Raw genomic sequence first — 16568 nt, forward strand, 5'->3', positions numbered from 1 at the left:
CGATGATCGATCAAAGTTACCGCCGAGTAGGGGCAAGCCGGACATACGAAAGCGGCCGCCCCCTCCTCGGGGACGGCCGCTGTGACGAGCATCGCTTCCGGTGTCGCTACCTCGCGCGCAGTGCCTCTTCGATGGTCCGCATGACCTCGTCCAGGGGTGCGTCGGTCCGGGCCACCGCCACCAGCACCTCGCCCTCCGTGCGGACGGCCGCCGGCGCGGAGGGCGCCGCCGGGCTCAGGGTGCGGCCCGCGCCGATCCCCGTGCCGAAGGTCTTGCGCACGATCGAGAAGGCGTGGTCCAGCTGCGCCTCCACGTCGCCCTGGCCCCCGGCCCGCAGCCAGCGCCGCAGCACGTGGTTGTGGGCCGTGACTACGGCCGAGGCGGCCACCTCGGCCAGCAGCGGATCGTCGTTGCCGTCGTGGTGGTCGGTCTCGTCGAAGTGCGCCAGCAGGTAGCGGGTGAAGAGCCGCTCGTACCGGGCCACGGAGGCGATCTCCCGCTCCCGCAGCGCCGGCACCTCCCGCGTCAGCCGGTAGCGCTCCACCGACACCGCGGGCGAGGCGGCGTACATCTTCATGACTTCCTTGATCCCGCGGCACACGGTGTCGAGCGGGTGCTCGTGCGCCGGGGCCACGTCGAGGACCGCCTCGGCGCGGATCAGGGTGTCGTCGTGGTCCGGGAAGATCGCCTCTTCCTTCGACCGGAAGTGCCGGAAGAAGGTCCGCCGCGCGACCCCGGCCGTCGCGGCGATCTCGTCGACCGTCGTCGCCTCGTACCCCTTCGTCGCGAACAGCTCCATGGCCGCGGCGGCGAGCTCGCGGCGCATTTTGAGCCGCTGGGCGGCAGCCCGGGTGCCGGCCGCGCTCTCCGGGGGCGTCGGGGGCCGAGGAGGCGCGGGGCGAGGTCTTGGCGGGCTGGGACATAGAGCGAAAGTACTTCATTCGCGCGGGGGTGCGCGCCGGAGGGGGGTGGGGAGAGGGGTGGATGCGGGGGAGAGCCCGCACTGGGCTCGGGAAGGTCAGTCCGCCGTGAGGGTCCGGCGGACCCGAGCAGCCCTCCCCACGCATCCGGCTCATGGCCCGCTCGGTTACCGCCGGGCGTACTCACGGAATCCGCGGCCGGTCTTCCGGCCCAGGCAGCCCGCCGCCACCAGGTGCTCCAGCAGCGGGGACGGGGCCAGGCCCGGGTCGCGGAACTCCTTGTGGAGAACCTTCTCGATGGCCAGCGAGACGTCGAGGCCGACCACGTCGAGCAGCTCGAACGGCCCCATCGGGTAGCCGCCGCCCAGCTTCATGGCCGCGTCGATCTGGTCGAGGCTCGCGTAGTGCTCCTCCACCATCTTGATCGCGTTGTTGAGGTAGGGGAACAGCAACGCGTTCACGATGAAGCCGGCCCGGTCCCCGCAGTCCACCGGGTGCTTGCGCACCTTCACGCAGATCTCGCGGACGGTGGCGTGCACGTCGTCGGCCGTCAGGACCGTCCGGACGACCTCGACCAGCTTCATCGCCGGGGCCGGGTTGAAGAAGTGCATGCCGATCACGTCCTGTGGGCGCGAGGTCACCCGGGCCACCGCGATCACCGGCAGCGAGGAGGTGGTGGTGGCCAGCACCGCACCCGGCTTGCAGACCTTGTCCAGCGTCGCGAACAGCTCCTGCTTGACCGCCAGGTCCTCGGCGACCGCCTCCACCGCCAGGTCCACCTCGGCGAAGGCATCCAGCGAACCCGCCGGGGTGATCCGGTCCAGGGTGCCGTCCGCCGCCTCCTGGGTCAGCCGGCCCTTGGACACCGCACGGCCCAGGGACTTGCCGATGGCGGCCTTGGCGGCCTCCGCCTTCTCCTGGCTGCGCGCCGCCAGGACCACGTCGAACCCGGCCTGGGCGAAGACCTGCGCGATGCCGCTCGCCATGGTGCCGGAACCGGCCACGCCGACCGAGCTCACCGGGCGGCCCGCACCCAGCAGGGACCCGTCCAGCGGGGTCTGCAGGTCGCGGACGATCACCGAGCTGCCCGGTGCCTCGTACGTGTAGAAACCGCGCCCGGACTTCTGGCCCGCCAGCCCGGCCTCGGCCAGCTGCCCCAGGATCGGGGCCGGGGCGTGCAGCCGGTCCCCGGAGGAGGCGTACATCGCCTCCAGGACCGTGCGGGCCGTGTCCACGCCGATCAGGTCGAGGAGCGCGAGCGGCCCCATGGGCAGGCCGCAGCCGAGCCGCATCGCCGCGTCGATGTCCTCGCGCGAGGCGTACTTCGCCTCGTACATGGCGGCGGCCTGGTTCAGGTAGCCGAAGAGCAGGCCGTCCGCGACGAAGCCGGGCCGGTCGCCGACCGCCACCGGCTCCTTGCCGAGTTCGCGGGCCAGCTCCGTGACCGCCTCCACGGCCGTCGGGGCGGTCAGGACGCACGAGACGACCTCGACCAGCTTCATCGCCGGGACCGGGTTGAAGAAGTGCAGGCCCAAGACCCGCTCGGGGCGCTGGGACTCGGCGGCGAGCCGGGTCACCGACAGGGCGTTGGTGCCCGTGGCCAGGATCGTGTCGGGCCGCACGACCGCGTCGAGCTCGCGGAACACCTGCTGCTTGACCTCGTACGACTCCGGCACGACCTCGATGACGAGATCGGCCTCGGCTGCGGCTGCCAGGTCGGTGAAGGTGCGGAAGCGGGCCAGGACGTCCGCCTGCTCCTGCTCGGTGAGTCGCTCCCGGGCGACGGAGCGCGCGGTCGCGGCGGCGAGGGAGGCGGCGGCCCGGCGGGCGGCGGTCTCGCTGATGTCGATGCCGATGACCTCGCGGCCGGCCCGCGCGAGGACCTCGGCGATGCCGGTGCCCATCGTGCCGAGGCCGACGACGGCGATGGTCTGGAGGGTGGGCTGACTGGACTGACGGTCCATCGAGGGACTCCAGTGGAAGAGGGTGACGACTGAGGGGGCGCGCGGCGCACGTCGCGCGCGGATGCCGTACGGAGTGCCGTGCGGTGAGGAGCCCGGGGCGGCAACGGCCCGGGCCGGAACCCGGCGGGGAGGAACCCGCAGGGGCGAAAGCGGCAGGACCCTGTCCCGGGGCCACGCCGTGCAGTGCGAAACGAACCGACCGGCACGGGGCGGCTGCGTCACCAGGCCGCCCTCGTAGGTGTTGCCACGACAGTAACTCGCCGGTAACTGGTGCGCCAGAGCGCGGACATGTGACCTGTACCGCCGAAATGTACCGATCATCGATCATCGATCAACCGCCCTTGAGCATCTCGACGAACCCGGTGTGCCGACCGCCCCGCCGCCCTAGGGTGAGCCGGGTGAACGACGTGCTGGAGCGCCTGCGGGCGGAAGCGGGCGGGTCCCCCGAGTACGAGGCGCTGCGCGCGGCCGGCCCCGATGCGCTCGCGGACGCACTGACCTCGGCCGGGCTGCCCCTGTGGGCCCGCGAGCTGGCCGCGTACCGGCTCGGCCTCGCCGGGGACCGGCGGGCCTTCGAATCCCTGGTGCTGCTCCTCAACCACCGGGACCCGCCCCGCTGCGCGGCCGCGGCGGAGGCGCTGGCCGTCCTCGGCGACCCGCGCACCGCCCGCGCCGCCGCGGCCCTCGCCACCAACGGCCTGCGCACGGCCTACGCCCTCCAGCCCGTCCGGCTGCTCACCGCCCTGCGCGCCCCCGAGTCCGTACCGGCCCTGCTCACCACGCTGGCGCGGCTGCTGTCCCCGAACGACCCTTACTGGCGGGTGGCCCTGGCCTGTGTCGAGGGCTTGGGCGCCCTCGGCGACCCCCGCGCGCGCGAACTCCTCACCCGAGCCCAGTCCCACCCCCGCCTGGCGGTGGCCGCGACCACCGCGCTGCGCGCCCTCGAGGGCTGACAGGATCGGCCCATGACCGATCACAACGGAAGCCGTCTGACCCGCATATCCGCACCCGAAGGGGTCAGCCCCGGTGCCCACTACAGCCACGTCGTCCTCGGCACGGGACGGTTCGTCGCCGTCTCGGGGCAGTGCGCCCTCGACGAGAAGGGCGCGGTCGTCGGCGAGGGTGACGCCCGCGCGCAGGCCCGTCAGGTCTTCGAGAACCTCCGGCGATGCCTGGCCGCCGCCGGAGCCACCTTCGACGACGTCGTGAAGCTGACGTACTTCGTCACCGACGTCGCGCACCTTCCCGCGGTACGGGAGGCGCGCGAAGTCGTCATCCCCGCCGACCGGCTGCCCGCGTCCTCGGCCGTCCAGGTCTCGGCCCTGTTCCGGCCGGAACTCCTGGTGGAGGTGGAGGCCTTCGCGGTCCTGCCGGCCTGAGACCGGCCCGGGGCCGGCGGGCGACGGCGCGCGGCCCGCCCGCCGGCCCCGCGGTCAGCCGCGGAAGCCGAGCAAGCCGTGCAGGGCCGCGCCGCCCGCCGCGGACGGTACGGCCCGGGTCGCCGTGGTCGGCTGCGGGGCCGCCTGCGCCGGGCAGGAGGCGTCCGCGGCCTGCCCCGTCCTCAGGTAGGCCGCCACCTTCTCGTCCAGGCACGTGTTCCCGCTCAGCGCGATGCCGTGGTTGCCGCCGCCCTCCTCGACCACCAGGTGCGAGCCCGCCAGCTTCTCCCGCATGCTGACCGCCCCGTCGAAGGGGGTCGCCGCGTCGCCCGTCGCCTGCAGGAGCAGGGCGGGCGGCAGGTCCGCGTTGGCCACGTCCGGGGCCCGGAGCGGCTCGGCCGGCCAGAACGCACAGGGCGCGTTGTACCAGGCGTTGTTCCAGGTCATGAACGGTGCCTTGGCGTGGGTGCGCCACATGTCGGCGCGCCAGGCGTTCCAGTTCCGGGGCCAGGCCGAGTCCCGGCACTGGACCGCGGTGTAGACGCTGTAGCTGTTGCCCGCCGACGGCTCCACCGCACCGAACCGCTCGTACGCCGCCACCAGGGGCTTGGGGTCCTTCCTCACCCAGTACGCCGCGAAGGCCTCGGCGAGGCTGGGCCAGTAGCCGTCGTAGTAGCCGCCCGGCATGTAGGTGTCCTCCAGCTCCGACGGGCCCACCTTGCCGCCGGCCGGGGTCCCGCGCAGGGCCTGCCGCATCGCGTACCAGCGCGCCTCGACCACCGCCGGGTCGGTGCCCAGCCGGTAGGTGGCGTCGTGCCGGGCGATCCACGCCAGGAACGCCTTGTGGCGGGCGTCGAAGGCGAGGTCCTGGGAGAGGTTGTCCTCGTACCAGACCCCGTCGGGGTCGACGACGGAGTCCAGGACGAGCCGGTGCACCCGGTCCGGGTGGAGCTTGGCGTACACCGCGCCCAGGTAGGTTCCGTAGGAGTAGCCGAAGTAGCTGACGCGCTCGGCGCCGAGGGCGGTGCGCAGCACCTCGATGTCCCGGGCGGCCGAGACGGTCCCGATGTGCGGGAGCACGTCCGCGTGCCGGGCCCCGCAGGACGCGGCGAAGGCCCGCACGCGGTCCAGGTTGGCCCGCTCGGTGGCGGCGTCCTGCGGTACGGAATCGGGGCGCACCGGAGCGAAGTGGCCGGATCCGCAGTCGAGGACCGGCTCGCTCTTGCCGACGCCCCGGGGGTCGAAGCCGATCACGTCGTACTGCGCGGCCACGTCCTTGGGGAGGGCGGAGGCGACGAACCCGGCGAGTGCGCGCCCACTGCCGCCCGGCCCCCCCGGGTTGACGAGCAGGGGACCCTGAGAGGTCTTGGCGGTGTGGGGGACCCGGGTCAGCGCGAGCGTGATCGTCCGGCCGGCGGGCCGGTCGTGGTCGAGGGGCACCTTGAGGGACGCGCACTGGAGCGTCGGGTAGCGGGGCGTCGCGCAGCCGGTCCAGCGCAGTGCCGCCTGCGCGGTCTGCGCGGTCTGTGCGGCCGGGGCGGGCGCGGCCGGGGCGGCCGTCACCGGACTCGCGAGGGCGGCGGCGACGGTGGAGGTCGCCAGCAGGACGGCGGCGCGCTTCGTGAAGGGGTGGAGCATGGGGCCTCCCAGCCGAGGGTTCTGGGCGGAATCGTCCCGGACGTCACGCCCGGAACGCGGGATTGCGCGGGCGATTGGCCCGATGTGATGACCGTTCGGGGCGCGATGGACGGCAGGGGCGGCCGAGCCGCGTGGCCGGTCCGGGCGGCGGTCCGGCTGGGCGTGCGGGGACGGCGGTGTTCCTCCCGGCCGGGCCCCGCCGGGCCGGGCCGATGCCGAATCCGGCCGCCGGTGCGCGGACTTGCCGGCTGATCACCCGCCGGTGCCGGGTGAGCGCGCGGGGGCCGCCGCGTACGTCCGCCCGTGGCGCTCCACGCGGCGCCGGCGATGTGCCTCCGGCCGGGCGGTGACCCCGGTGCGGGCCCCGGGCCGCAGATGGAGTACCCGGGGTGTCACGGAGGCGGTGCCGGGCACGGTGCGGGCTGGGGACGGCGGCCCCCGGCTGCGCGTGGGGGAGCAACCGGTGCCGGGGACCGGCGGGACCCGTCGGCACCCCGCGGCCGCTCGCGGCGCCGGTGGACGGGTTCTCCCGGTGCGGGGTGCGCCGCGGCGGGAGCGGGGAACGCGTGTACCCGGGATCGTGCGGGCGTGGCACCCCGCGGTGGGGTGGCCGGCCCGGATTTGGGCCACCGCCCCGGAGGTGGTTGGCTTCGCCGTGACGAGCGGACACAACTGCTGGAGGAACAGGTATGGCGCAGGTCGAGGCCACCACGGAGCGCATCATCGGGGCCGACGCGGAGACGGTCTTCGACACGCTGGCGGACTACAGCGGGACCCGGGGCAAGCTGCTGCCCGAGCACTTCAGCGAGTACGAGGTGCGTGAGGGCGGCGACGGCGAGGGCACCCTGGTGCACTGGAAGCTCCAGGCCACCAGCAAGCGCGTGCGCGACTGCCTGCTGGAGGTCACCGAGCCCACCGACGGGCAGCTCGTGGAGAAGGACCGCAACTCCTCCATGGTCACCACCTGGGTGGTCACCCCGGCCGGCGAGGGCAAGTCCAAGGCCGTCGTCACCACCGTGTGGAACGGCGCCGGCGGCATCGGCGGATTCTTCGAGCGCACCTTCGCGCCCAAGGGCCTCGGCCGCATCTACGACGCCCTGCTGGCCAACCTGGCCGCGGAAGTCGAAGGCAAGGCCTGAGCAAGGCCGTTGCCCGGGCCCGGACGGGCCCGGGCAGGGCCGGGCCGACTCACCGGTTCGGGTGGACTTTCCGCTCGGCCCTCCCGGCCGGGCACCGGCCGCGCCCCGGAAGCGAGGACGTCGCGCGCTGATCCGCCCCCGACGGGGCAACAGCCCTTAGGCTGGGCGCTGCGCGTCCCGGTCGCGTCGCGCGCGACCGCGCAACCGACTGCCCGGGGGCCCGATGAAGATCCTCATCTCCGCCGACATGGAAGGCGCCACCGGCGTCACCTGGCCCGCGGACGTCCTGCCCGGCACGCCCCAGTGGGAGCGCTGCCGCTCCATGTTCACCTCCGACGTCAACGCCGCCGTGCTCGGCTTCTACGACGGCGGCGCGGACCGGGTGCTCGTCAACGAGGCCCACTGGACCATGCGCAACCTGCTGCTGGAGCGGCTCGACGCCCGGGCCGAGATGCTCACCGGCCGCCACAAGTCCCTCTCCATGGTCGAGGGCGTCCAGCGCGGCGACGTCGACGGCATCGCCTTCGTCGGCTATCACACGGGCGCCGGCACCGAAGGCGTCCTCGCCCACACCTACCTGGCCAACTCCATCACCGGGGTGTGGCTCAACGGGACCCGTGCGAGCGAGGGGCTGCTCAACGCCCACGTCGTCGCCGAGTACGGAGTCCCGGTCATCCTGGTCACGGGCGACGACCTGACCTGCGTGGACGCAGCCGGCTACGCCCCGGATGCGGTGACCGTAGCGGTCAAGGACCACGTCTCGCGCTACGCCGCCGTCTGCCGGACCCCGGCCCGTACCGCCGCCGACATCCGGGCCGCGGCCAAGGAGGCCACCGCCCTCGCGGTCCGGCGCGAGCCCGTGCCCGGCGGCCCGTACACCGTGGAGCTGGAGTTCGACGCCGAGCACCTCGCCATGTCCGCCACGGTGGTCCCGGGGGTGCGGCGCAGCGGGGAGCGCAGGGTCGCGTACAGCAGCGAGACGATGTACGAGGGGATCCGCGCCTTCAAGGCGGTCACGACGGTCGTCTCGGCGGCCGTGGAGGAGCAGTATGGCTGACATGCGCGCAATCGACACCGGGGCCCCGGCCGAAGCCGGCGCCCTCCCGGCCGGTGCGGCCGGCGCCGACGCGGTCGACCCGGTCGACCCGGTCGACGCGGTCGACGCGGTGGCTCTGGACGAAGCGGTCGAGTTCACCTCGGACCTCATCAGGATCGACACCTCCAACCGGGGCGGCGGAGACTGCCGCGAGCGGCCCGCCGCCGAATACGTGGCCGAACGGCTCGCCGCCGCCGGGCTGGAGCCGCTGCTGCTGGAGCGCACCCCGGGCCGCACCAACGTGGTCGCCCGGATCGCGGGCACCGACCCCTCCGCCGACGCGCTCCTCGTCCACGGCCACCTCGACGTGGTCCCCGCCGAGGCCGCCGACTGGAGCGCGGACCCCTTCTCCGGAGAGGTCCGCGACGGCGTCGTCTGGGGCCGCGGCGCCGTCGACATGAAGAACATGGACGCGATGGTGCTGGCCGTCGTCCGGGCCTGGGCGCGCGCGGGGGTGCGCCCGCGCCGGGACATCGTGATCGCCTACACCGCCGACGAGGAGGACAGCGCCGTCGACGGCTCCGGCTTCCTCGCCGACCACCATCCGGAACTCTTCGAAGGCTGCACGGAGGGCCTGAGCGAATCCGGCGCCTTCACCGTCCACACCGGCCCCGGCCCCGGCCGCGTCCTCTACCCGATCGCCGCCGGTGAACGCGGCACCGCCTGGCTGAAGCTGACCGCACACGGCACCACCGGCCACGGCTCCAAGCCCAACAGGGCCAACGCCGTCAGCCGGCTCGCCGCTGCCGTCGCCCGGATCGGCGCGTACGAGTGGCCCGTCCGGCTCACCGACACCGTCACTGCCTGCATCACCGAACTCGCCGCGCTCCAGGGCCTGTCGGTCGACCCGCGGCGCCCCGGCCTCGACCTCGACTCGCTCCTCGGCAAACTCGGCCCGTCCGCCGCCCTCGTCGAGGCGACCGTCCGCAACAGCGCCAACCCGACCATGCTCAGCGCCGGATACAAACTGAACGTGATCCCCGGCCGGGCCACCGCCTTCGTCGACGGGCGCACGCTGCCCGGCGGCGAGGCCGAGTTCATCGCCACCCTCGACGCCCTCACCGGCCCCGACGTCACCTGGGAGTTCCACCACCGGGAGGTCGCGCTGGAGGCACCCGTGGACGGGCGGACCTACGCCGTCCTGCGCGAGTCCGTCGAGCGCTTCGACCCGGACGGCCACGTGGTGCCCTTCTGCATGGCGGGCGGCACCGACGCCAAGCAGTTCTCCCGGCTCGGCGTCACCGGCTACGGCTTCTCCCCACTGAAGCTGCCACCCGGCTTCGACTACTGGTCCCTCTTCCACGGCGTGGACGAGCGGGTCCCCGTCGATGCCCTCCACTTCGGCGTCCGTGTCCTCGACCGCGCGCTGCGCACCCTGTGAGCGGGGCCCGGTGATGAACCCCACGCGCACCTGCCCGTACGGAAGCTGGCCCTCGCCCCTCGACGCGGGCCTCGCGGCCTCGCTCGACGGACGGCCCGAGTACATCGGCACGGTCGGCCCCGAGGTGTGGTGGACCGAGCCCCGGCCGCGGGAGGCGGGCCGCCGCACCTTGGTGCGCCGCCGCCCTGCCGGGGCCGGGACCGAGGTCAGCGAGCTGCCCGCGCCGTGGAACGTGCGCAGCCGGTTCACCGAGTACGGCGGCCTGCCCTGGGCCGGGGTCGAGCGTGCGACGGGTGGGCCCCTGCTGGTCTTCGTCCACTTCGCCGACCAGCGGCTGTACGCCTACGAGCCGGACGCGCCCGGAGCCCCCGACCCCAGGCCCCTCACCCCCCTGTCCGCGACCGGCGGCGGATTGCGCTGGGTCGATCCGGTGCTGCGCGGGGACGAGGTCTGGTGCGTCATGGAAGAGTTCACCGGGGTGGCGCCGACGGATGTGCGCCGGGTCCTGGCCGCCGTACCGCTGGACGGGTCCGCGGCCGGGGACCGGTCGGGCGTGCGGGAGCTCACCGATGACCGGCACCGCTTCGCCACCGGCCCGCGGCTCTCGCCGGACGGCAGGCACGCGGCCTGGCTGGTGTGGGACCACCCGCTGATGCCCTGGGACGGCACCGAGCTGCACCTGGCCGAGGTCACCGCGGACGGCGGACTGGCCGGGGCCCGCACGGTCCTCGGAGGCCCCGACGAGTCCGTCGCCCAGGTGGACTGGACGGCCGACGGAACCCTGCTCGCGGTCAGCGACCGCGGCGGCTGGTGGAACCCGTACCGGGTGGACCCGGACACGGGCTGGGCCGTCAACCTGTGCCTGCGGGAGGAGGAGTTCGGGGGAGCGCTGTGGAAGCCCGGGTTGCGCTGGATCGCCCCGCTTCCCGACGGACTCGTCGCCGTGCTGCACGGCCAGGGCTCTTCGGTGCTCGGCATCCTGGACCCGGAGAGCGGCGACCTGGTGGACGCGGCCGGGCCGTGGACGGCGTGGCAGCCGACGCTCGCCGTGCACGGCAGCCGGGTCTACGGGGTGGCCGCCAGCCCGCGCAGCGCCTACGAGGTGGTCGAGCTGGACACCGCGAGCGGGCACGCCAGGGTCGTCGGCGCACAGGGCCCGGACCCGGTGGACCCGGCCTACTACCCGGAGCCGCAGAGCCGCACCTTCCTCGGCCCGGACGACCGGCAGATCCACGCGCACGTCTACCCGCCGCACCACCCGGCCTGCCGGGCCCCCGCCGACGAACTGCCCCCGTACGTGGTGTGGGCGCACGGCGGGCCCACCGACCACGTGCCGCCCGTGCTCGACCTGCACATCGCCTACTTCACCTCGCGCGGGATCGGCGTGGTCGAGGTGAACTACGGCGGCTCCACCGGCTACGGCCGCGCCTACCGGGAACGGCTGCGCGAGCAGTGGGGTGTGGTGGACGTGGAGGACTGCGCCGCCGTGGCCCGGGCGCTGGCGGCGGAGGGCACCGCCGACCCGGCGCGCCTCGCGATCCGCGGCGGCAGCGCGGGCGGCTGGACGGCGGCGGCTTCGCTGGCCACGACTGACCTGTACGCCTGCGCGGCGATCATCTACCCGGTGCTGGACCTGCTGGGCTTCGCCGAGGAGACCCACGACCTGGAATCCCGCTACATCGACGGCTTGGCCGGGCCACCGGGGACCCTCGCCGTCCTGAACCGCGAGCGCTCCCCGGTGGCCAACGCCGACCGGATCACGGCGCCCTTCGTCCTGCTCCAGGGGCTGGACGACGCGGTCTGCCCGCCGGCGCAGGCGGAGCGGCTGACGGCCGCGATGCGAGGCCGGCCCGTGCCGCACGCCTACCTCGCCTTCGAGGGCGAGGGCCACGGCTTCCGCCGCGCCGACACCATGGTCCGCGCCCTGGAGGCGGAACTGTCGCTGTACACACAGGTCTTCGGGATCGAACGCGCCGACGTCCCGCGGCTCGCGCTGGAGACCTCCTCGTGAACCGGACCGCGCCGGGCAGCCGCTTCCGCCTCCCCGCCTCTGCGGGACCGGCCGGTCTCCTCCGCGACGACGGCCTGCCCGCGCCCGGTCGCGCCGTCCCCGCCCGGCCGCCGGGCGCCCGCCGCGGATGACGGGAGGACCCCTACCCTGGGCCGATGACCGTTTCTGTGTTCCTGCGTGAGGGGGGTCGGGTCGGCCTGCGGCCCTACCGGCTCTCTGACGGACCCGAGTTCACCGCGCGTGTGCGCGAGAGCCGCGGCCTCCACCGCCCCTGGCTCTTCCCGCCCGCCACCATCGAGGAATACGCGCCCTACGCGACCCGGCTGACGGCGGGCGACGCCCGGGCCGGGTTCCTCGTGTGCGAGCTCGGCACCGGCGCCCTGGCCGGATTCGTCAACGTCAACAACATCGTGCGGGGCGCGTTCCAGTGCGGCGCCCTCGGCTACGGGGCCTTCGCGCACGCCGCCGGCCGGGGCCTCCTGCGCGAAGCCCTGGGCCTGGTCCTCGACCACGCCTTCGCCCCCGCCGGGGAGGGCCTCGGCCTGCACCGGCTGGAGGCCAACGTCCAGCCCGGCAACACCGCTTCGATCGCCCTGGTCCGGGGCGCCGGCTTCCGCCTGGAGGGGCTCTCCCCGGACTTCCTCCGGGTCGACGGCGCCTGGCGCGACCACGAACGCTGGGCCCTCACCGCAGGGATGCCCCGCACCCGGTGACGCCGCCCGGGCCCGCGCCGTTCGGGCCCGGTCCGCGACGATGCCCGCCGCCGAGGCTCCGCATCGCGCAGGATGAGGGGATGCGCACCCTCGTACTGCTCGATGCCCCGTCCAACCTCGGACTGCGGCCGCCCGCGCCCGGGACTGTCCCCGGCGTCTACAAGCTCGCGGGCGCCCTGCGCGAGCAGGCCCTGCTGAGCAGGCTCGGGGCGCGCGAGGGCGGTGTCGTCGTCCCGCCCCGCTACGACCGCGGCGACTGGGCGGAGGGCGACGGCGTCTTCAACGCCGACGCGCTCGCCGCGTACACCGTCGCCCTCGCCGACCGGATCGAACGCCACCTGCGGGCCGGGGAGTTCCCCGTCGTCCTCGGCGGGGACTGCTCCATCCAGCTCGGCGCCTCGCTCGCCATGCGCCGGACCGGCCGCTACGGCCTGGCCGCCGTCGACGCTTCGGCCGACTTCCGCCACCCGGGCAACACCGCCGTCAACGGACCCGTCGGCGCCGCGGCCGGCGAGGAACTGGCCCTGGCCACCGGTCGCGGCCAGCCCTCGCTCAGCGACCTGGAGGGGCTCGCGCCGTACCTGCGGGACGAGGACGTCCGGCTGTTCGGGATCCGCGACGGGGACGCGGACCTGCCCGAGCTGGCGGAGGCCGGGATCTTCGCGGCCACCGTCGGCGAGATCCGCCGCCGGGGCGCCGCGACCGTCGCCCGGTCCGCGCTGGACGGCCTGATCCCGCCGGTGACCGACGGGTTCTGGGTGCACCTGGACGCCGACGTGCTCGACCCGGAGGCGATGCCCGCCGTGGACAGCCCCGCCCCCGGCGGCTTGCTGCCCGATGAGGTCGCGGAGCTGCTGGGCGTCCTGGTCGGGTCACCGCGGTGCGCCGGGCTGAACGTCACCGTCTACGACCCGGATCTCGACCCCGACGGCCGGGCGGGCACGCTCCTGGCGGATCTGGTGACGGGGGCCTTTGCGTAATCCTGACCGGTGGTGATCCGCGGAACCCCTGTGCACCGGCCGCCGTGGCGTGTTCCCTTTCCTTATGGCCACCACCGTCCGACGCGCCGTACTGACCCTCCCCGCAGCCCCGTTGGGCTCCGACAACCCACTGCCCGCCCTGCAGGCGCCCGACGGCGTGCACGTCCTGGACGCGCGCTCCCGCGACGGCATGCCGCGTGAGATGGCCCGCCAGATCGGGTACGAGCCGCTGCGCTCGCTGCTGCCCGTACGGATCCGCGACGGGTACGGGCGGGTGCGCACGGAGCGGGAGTTCGAGGCCGTCGTCATCGAGAACGAGCACCTGCGCGCGACCGTGCTGCCGGGCCTGGGCGGGCGCGTCCACTCGCTCGTCCAGCTGCCCACCGGCCGCGAACTGCTCTACCGCAACCCGGTGTTCCAGCCCGCCAACTTCGCGCTGAACGGGGCCTGGTTCTCCGGCGGCATCGAGTGGAACACCGGCGCGACCGGCCACACCGCCCTCTCCTGCGCCCCGCTGCACGCCGCGCTGGTCCCCGCTCCCGACGGCGGCGTGATGGTCCGGCTGTGGGAGTGGGAGCGGCTGCGCGACCTGCCGTTCCAAGTGGACCTGTGGCTCCCGGGGGACTCGCGGTTCCTGTACGCAGGCGTCCGCGTGCGCAACCCGCACGAGCGGCCCGCACCGGTGTACTGGTGGTCCAACACCGCCGTCCCGGAGGACCCGGGAAGTCGCGTCCTGGCCCCCGCCGACGAGGCCTGGCACTTCGGGTACGAGCGCTCGCTGCGTCGCATCCCGGTGCCGGAGTGGGAGGCCGCGGACCGGACCTACCCGCTGCGCAGCGAGTACCCGGCCGACTTCTTCTACGAGGTCGAGGACGGGGCCCGGCCCTGGATCGCCTGCCTGGACGCGGACGGGCGGGGCCTGGTGCAGGCCTCCACCGGGCGGCTGCGCGGCCGCAAGCTGTTCGTGTGGGGCGCGGGCGGTGGCGGCCGGCGCTGGCAGGAGTGGCTGACCGAGCCGGGCACGGGAGGCTACGCGGAGATCCAGGCCGGGCTGGCCCGGACCCAGCTGGAGCACGTACGGCTGGAGGGCGGCGCGGAGTTCAGCTGGCTGGAGGCGTACGGACCGCTGTCGGCGGATCCCTCGGCGGTGCACGGCGCGGACTGGACGGCCGCCCGCGGCGCGGCACAGGACGCCTTGGACGCCGTGCTGCCGCGGCAGCGCGTGGACGAGGCCTACGAGGCGTGGCAGGGCTGCGCCGACACCGAGCCGGGGGAGCGGCTGGCGGTCGGGTCGGGCTGGGGAGCGCTGGAGGTGCTGTGCGCGGGCCACCGGCTGCCGGGTACGCCCTTCGAGGAGGCCACGCTGGGCGAGGAGCAGGAGCCGTGGCTGGAACTGTGGCGCACGGGCGTCCTGCCCACGCCGCGCCGGGTCGTCCCGCCGGGGCCGAGCCTGGTCGCCCCGCACTGGCGGGACATGCTGGAGACGGCTCCCGCGGACCCGCTGACGGAGTACCACCTGGGCGTGGCCCAGTGGCACGCGGGTGACACCGCCCAGGCGGTACGGAGCTGGGAGCGCGGGCTGGCGCTCGCCCCGTCGCAGTGGCCGCTGCTGCGCTGCCTGGCGGTGGCGGACGCGCTGGCGGGCGATGCCGCACGGGCCGCCGACGGTTTCGCCGCGGCCTTCGAGGACCTGGCGGCGGAGAACCGCGGGGGCGAGCCGTGGACGGCCGCGGAGTCGGCCCTCGGCCGGGAGGCGATGGCCGCGCTGCTGGCGGCGGGCCGGCTGCCGCAGGCCCGTGCGGTCTGGGACCGGGTCCGGCCGGCCCTGCGCGAACAGGGGCGCTTCCGCCTGTTGGCGGCCCGGCTGCTGGCGGCGGAGGGGCATGTGCGGGCGGCCCGCCGGGTCTTCGAGGACGGCTTCGAACTCCCCGACCTGCGGGAGGGCGAGGAAACCCTGTCCGAGGTGTGGTCCGCGCTCACGGACTGCCCGCTGCCCGCCCGCTATGACTTCCGCATGCGGCCGGCTACCTCTTGATCCCGTCGAGGCAGCGGACGAAGACTTTGCCCGACGGCCATCGGGCAAAGTCCAGCTCATCGTGGTAGCCGGTGTCCGACAGTCCCTCGCACAGGGCGGTGTCCTTGGTTCCGGGGAACACCTGGACCACCTGGACCACCTGGTACTGGGCGTCGTCGCCGCCGCACCCGGTCACCCGGAGGTCGGATCAGATCGCCGCCGTTCGTGAGGCAGTCGCCGGCCGCGGCCCGTCATGGGGTGGTCTCCCGGTGTACTTGAGGGCGCCCGTCAACTGTGACGTGCGCACGCCATCCTCGGGGGGAGCCCTCCGAAGGGACCGTCCGGGTCAGGCCCGGCACAGGACCTCGCCGTTCAGGACCGTGAACCAGGCGTCCGGGTCGGCGGCCCAAGCGTGCCAGGCCCCGGCCGCGGCCTCCAGATCGCCGGGCGTTGCGTGGCCGCCGCGGACGGCGGCGTCCGCGTACCCGGAGGCGGTCGTCCGTTCGGCCCACAGGTCGGACCACCACGCCGTCTCCTGCGGGGTGGCGAAGCACCAGGCCGTGGCCGAAGAGGCCACGTCCGTGAAACCGGCCCGGCGGGCCCAGGCCCGCAGTCGGCGGCCCGCGTCCGGTTCGCCGCCGTTGGCGCGGGCCACCCGCCGGTACAGGTCCAGCCATCCGTCCAGCCCCGGCGTCGCCGGGTACCAGGTCATCGCCGCGTAGTCGGCGTCGCGGGCGGCGACGATGCCGCCCGGCCGGCACACCCGCCGCATCTCGCGCAGCGCCCGTACCGGGTCCCCGACGTGCTGGAGGACCTGATGGGCGTGGACCACGTCGAAGGAGTCGTCCGGGAGGTCCAGCGCGTGCACGTCCGCGACGGCGAAGCGCACGGCGCCGCCCAGACCGCGCTCCTCCACGTGGGCCCGGGCCCGGGCCAGGACGTCCGCGGCCGCGTCGACGGCGGTGACTCGGCCGCCGGGAGAGACCAGCCGTGCCAGGTCCGCCGTGATGGTGCCCGGGCCGCAGCCGACGTCCAGCACCGTCATGCCGGGGCGCAGCTCGCCGATCAGGTAGGCGGCGGAGTTCTCGGCGGTGCGCCAGCGGTGGGAGCGCAGGACCGACTCGTGGTGGCCGTGCGTGTAGACGGCGGTCTCCCCGGCGGTCTCCCCGGCCGCGTCCATCGCGGTCCCTCCGGCTGTGTCCGCGGCGGCGTTCGTGGCGGTGTTTGTGGCGGTGTTCGTGGCGTCCATGGCCGTACCCCTCCTCGTCGAAGCGCTGGCCCCACCGTAAGCGATCAGACCGAACTTCGAGATGGGCGTATTGAAATGTGGACG

General features: G+C 74.6%; 13 protein-coding genes and 1 pseudogene. 9 read left to right on the forward strand and 5 right to left on the reverse strand.

From position 1 onward, the window contains the following. Positions 1-106: 106 nt before the first annotated feature. Together R4Z63_RS26950 and R4Z63_RS26955 are read right to left on the reverse strand one after the other, a co-directional pair. Positions 107-923 (reverse strand): annotated as a pseudogene (locus R4Z63_RS26950) (TetR family transcriptional regulator). Positions 924-1087: 164 nt separating this feature from the next. Next, positions 1088-2884: a 3-hydroxyacyl-CoA dehydrogenase family protein gene (locus R4Z63_RS26955; protein ID WP_037915826.1), complete on the reverse strand. Its 1797-nt coding sequence runs from the start codon at positions 2882-2884 to the stop codon at positions 1088-1090. A 398-nt stretch (positions 2885-3282) separates the two neighbouring features. Here R4Z63_RS26955 and R4Z63_RS26960 point away from each other — a divergent pair, with 398 nt between their 5' ends. Next, positions 3283-3837: an adenylosuccinate lyase gene (locus R4Z63_RS26960; RefSeq protein WP_384446813.1), complete on the forward strand. Its 555-nt coding sequence runs from the start codon at positions 3283-3285 to the stop codon at positions 3835-3837. 12 nt (positions 3838-3849) lie between these two features. Beyond that, positions 3850-4263 carry a RidA family protein gene (locus R4Z63_RS26965; RefSeq protein ID WP_384446811.1) on the forward strand — a complete coding sequence of 138 codons (414 nt, stop codon included), beginning with the start codon at positions 3850-3852 and terminating at the stop codon, positions 4261-4263. 54 nt (positions 4264-4317) lie between these two features. Here the strand turns inward: R4Z63_RS26965 and R4Z63_RS26970 are convergent, their stop codons facing one another. After that, positions 4318-5901: an alpha/beta hydrolase gene (locus tag R4Z63_RS26970; protein ID WP_384446809.1), complete on the reverse strand. Its 1584-nt coding sequence runs from the start codon at positions 5899-5901 to the stop codon at positions 4318-4320. 689 nt (positions 5902-6590) lie between these two features. On the opposite strand from R4Z63_RS26970, the gene R4Z63_RS26975 reads away from it, so the two are divergent. The 7 genes from R4Z63_RS26975 (at position 6591) to R4Z63_RS27005 (ending at position 15256) form a co-directional block, all read left to right on the forward strand. After that, positions 6591-7040 (forward strand): SRPBCC family protein, encoded by a 450-nt coding sequence (locus R4Z63_RS26975; protein WP_037915836.1) that lies wholly within the window; start codon positions 6591-6593, stop codon positions 7038-7040. 223 nt (positions 7041-7263) lie between these two features. Further along, positions 7264-8097, forward strand: coding sequence for a M55 family metallopeptidase (locus tag R4Z63_RS26980; RefSeq protein WP_037915838.1), 834 nt, complete (start codon positions 7264-7266; stop codon positions 8095-8097). Between the two features lies 1 nt (position 8098). Then, a complete protein-coding gene (locus R4Z63_RS26985; protein WP_384446806.1) occupies positions 8099-9517 on the forward strand; it encodes a M20/M25/M40 family metallo-hydrolase in 1419 nt (472 codons plus the stop codon). Between the two features lie 13 nt (positions 9518-9530). Further along, positions 9531-11528, forward strand: coding sequence for a prolyl oligopeptidase family serine peptidase (locus R4Z63_RS26990; RefSeq protein ID WP_384446804.1), 1998 nt, complete (start codon positions 9531-9533; stop codon positions 11526-11528). Positions 11529-11683: 155 nt separating this feature from the next. After that, the gene (locus tag R4Z63_RS26995) at positions 11684-12241 is read left to right on the forward strand and encodes a GNAT family N-acetyltransferase (RefSeq protein WP_384446802.1); all 558 of its coding nucleotides are present in this window, start codon (positions 11684-11686) and stop codon (positions 12239-12241) included. An 80-nt stretch (positions 12242-12321) separates the two neighbouring features. Continuing rightward, positions 12322-13221 carry an arginase family protein gene (locus R4Z63_RS27000; RefSeq protein ID WP_037915844.1) on the forward strand — a complete coding sequence of 300 codons (900 nt, stop codon included), beginning with the start codon at positions 12322-12324 and terminating at the stop codon, positions 13219-13221. Positions 13222-13285: 64 nt separating this feature from the next. After that, positions 13286-15256 (forward strand): DUF5107 domain-containing protein, encoded by a 1971-nt coding sequence (locus tag R4Z63_RS27005; protein WP_384446800.1) that lies wholly within the window; start codon positions 13286-13288, stop codon positions 15254-15256. Here R4Z63_RS27005 and R4Z63_RS27010 read toward each other — a convergent pair. Together R4Z63_RS27010 and R4Z63_RS27015 are read right to left on the reverse strand one after the other, a co-directional pair. Then, entirely contained in the window at positions 15246-15431 is a 186-nt protein-coding gene (locus R4Z63_RS27010) for a hypothetical protein (RefSeq protein WP_384446798.1), read from the reverse strand. The genes R4Z63_RS27005 and R4Z63_RS27010 overlap by 11 nt on opposite strands. Before the next feature lie 150 nt (positions 15432-15581). Further along, on the reverse strand, positions 15582-16415 hold the full coding sequence (locus tag R4Z63_RS27015; RefSeq protein ID WP_037917883.1) for a methyltransferase domain-containing protein: 834 nt from the start codon (positions 16413-16415) through the stop codon (positions 15582-15584). Positions 16416-16568 lie beyond the last annotated feature (153 nt).

Source organism: Streptomyces sp. PL-29, from assembly GCF_058344425.1.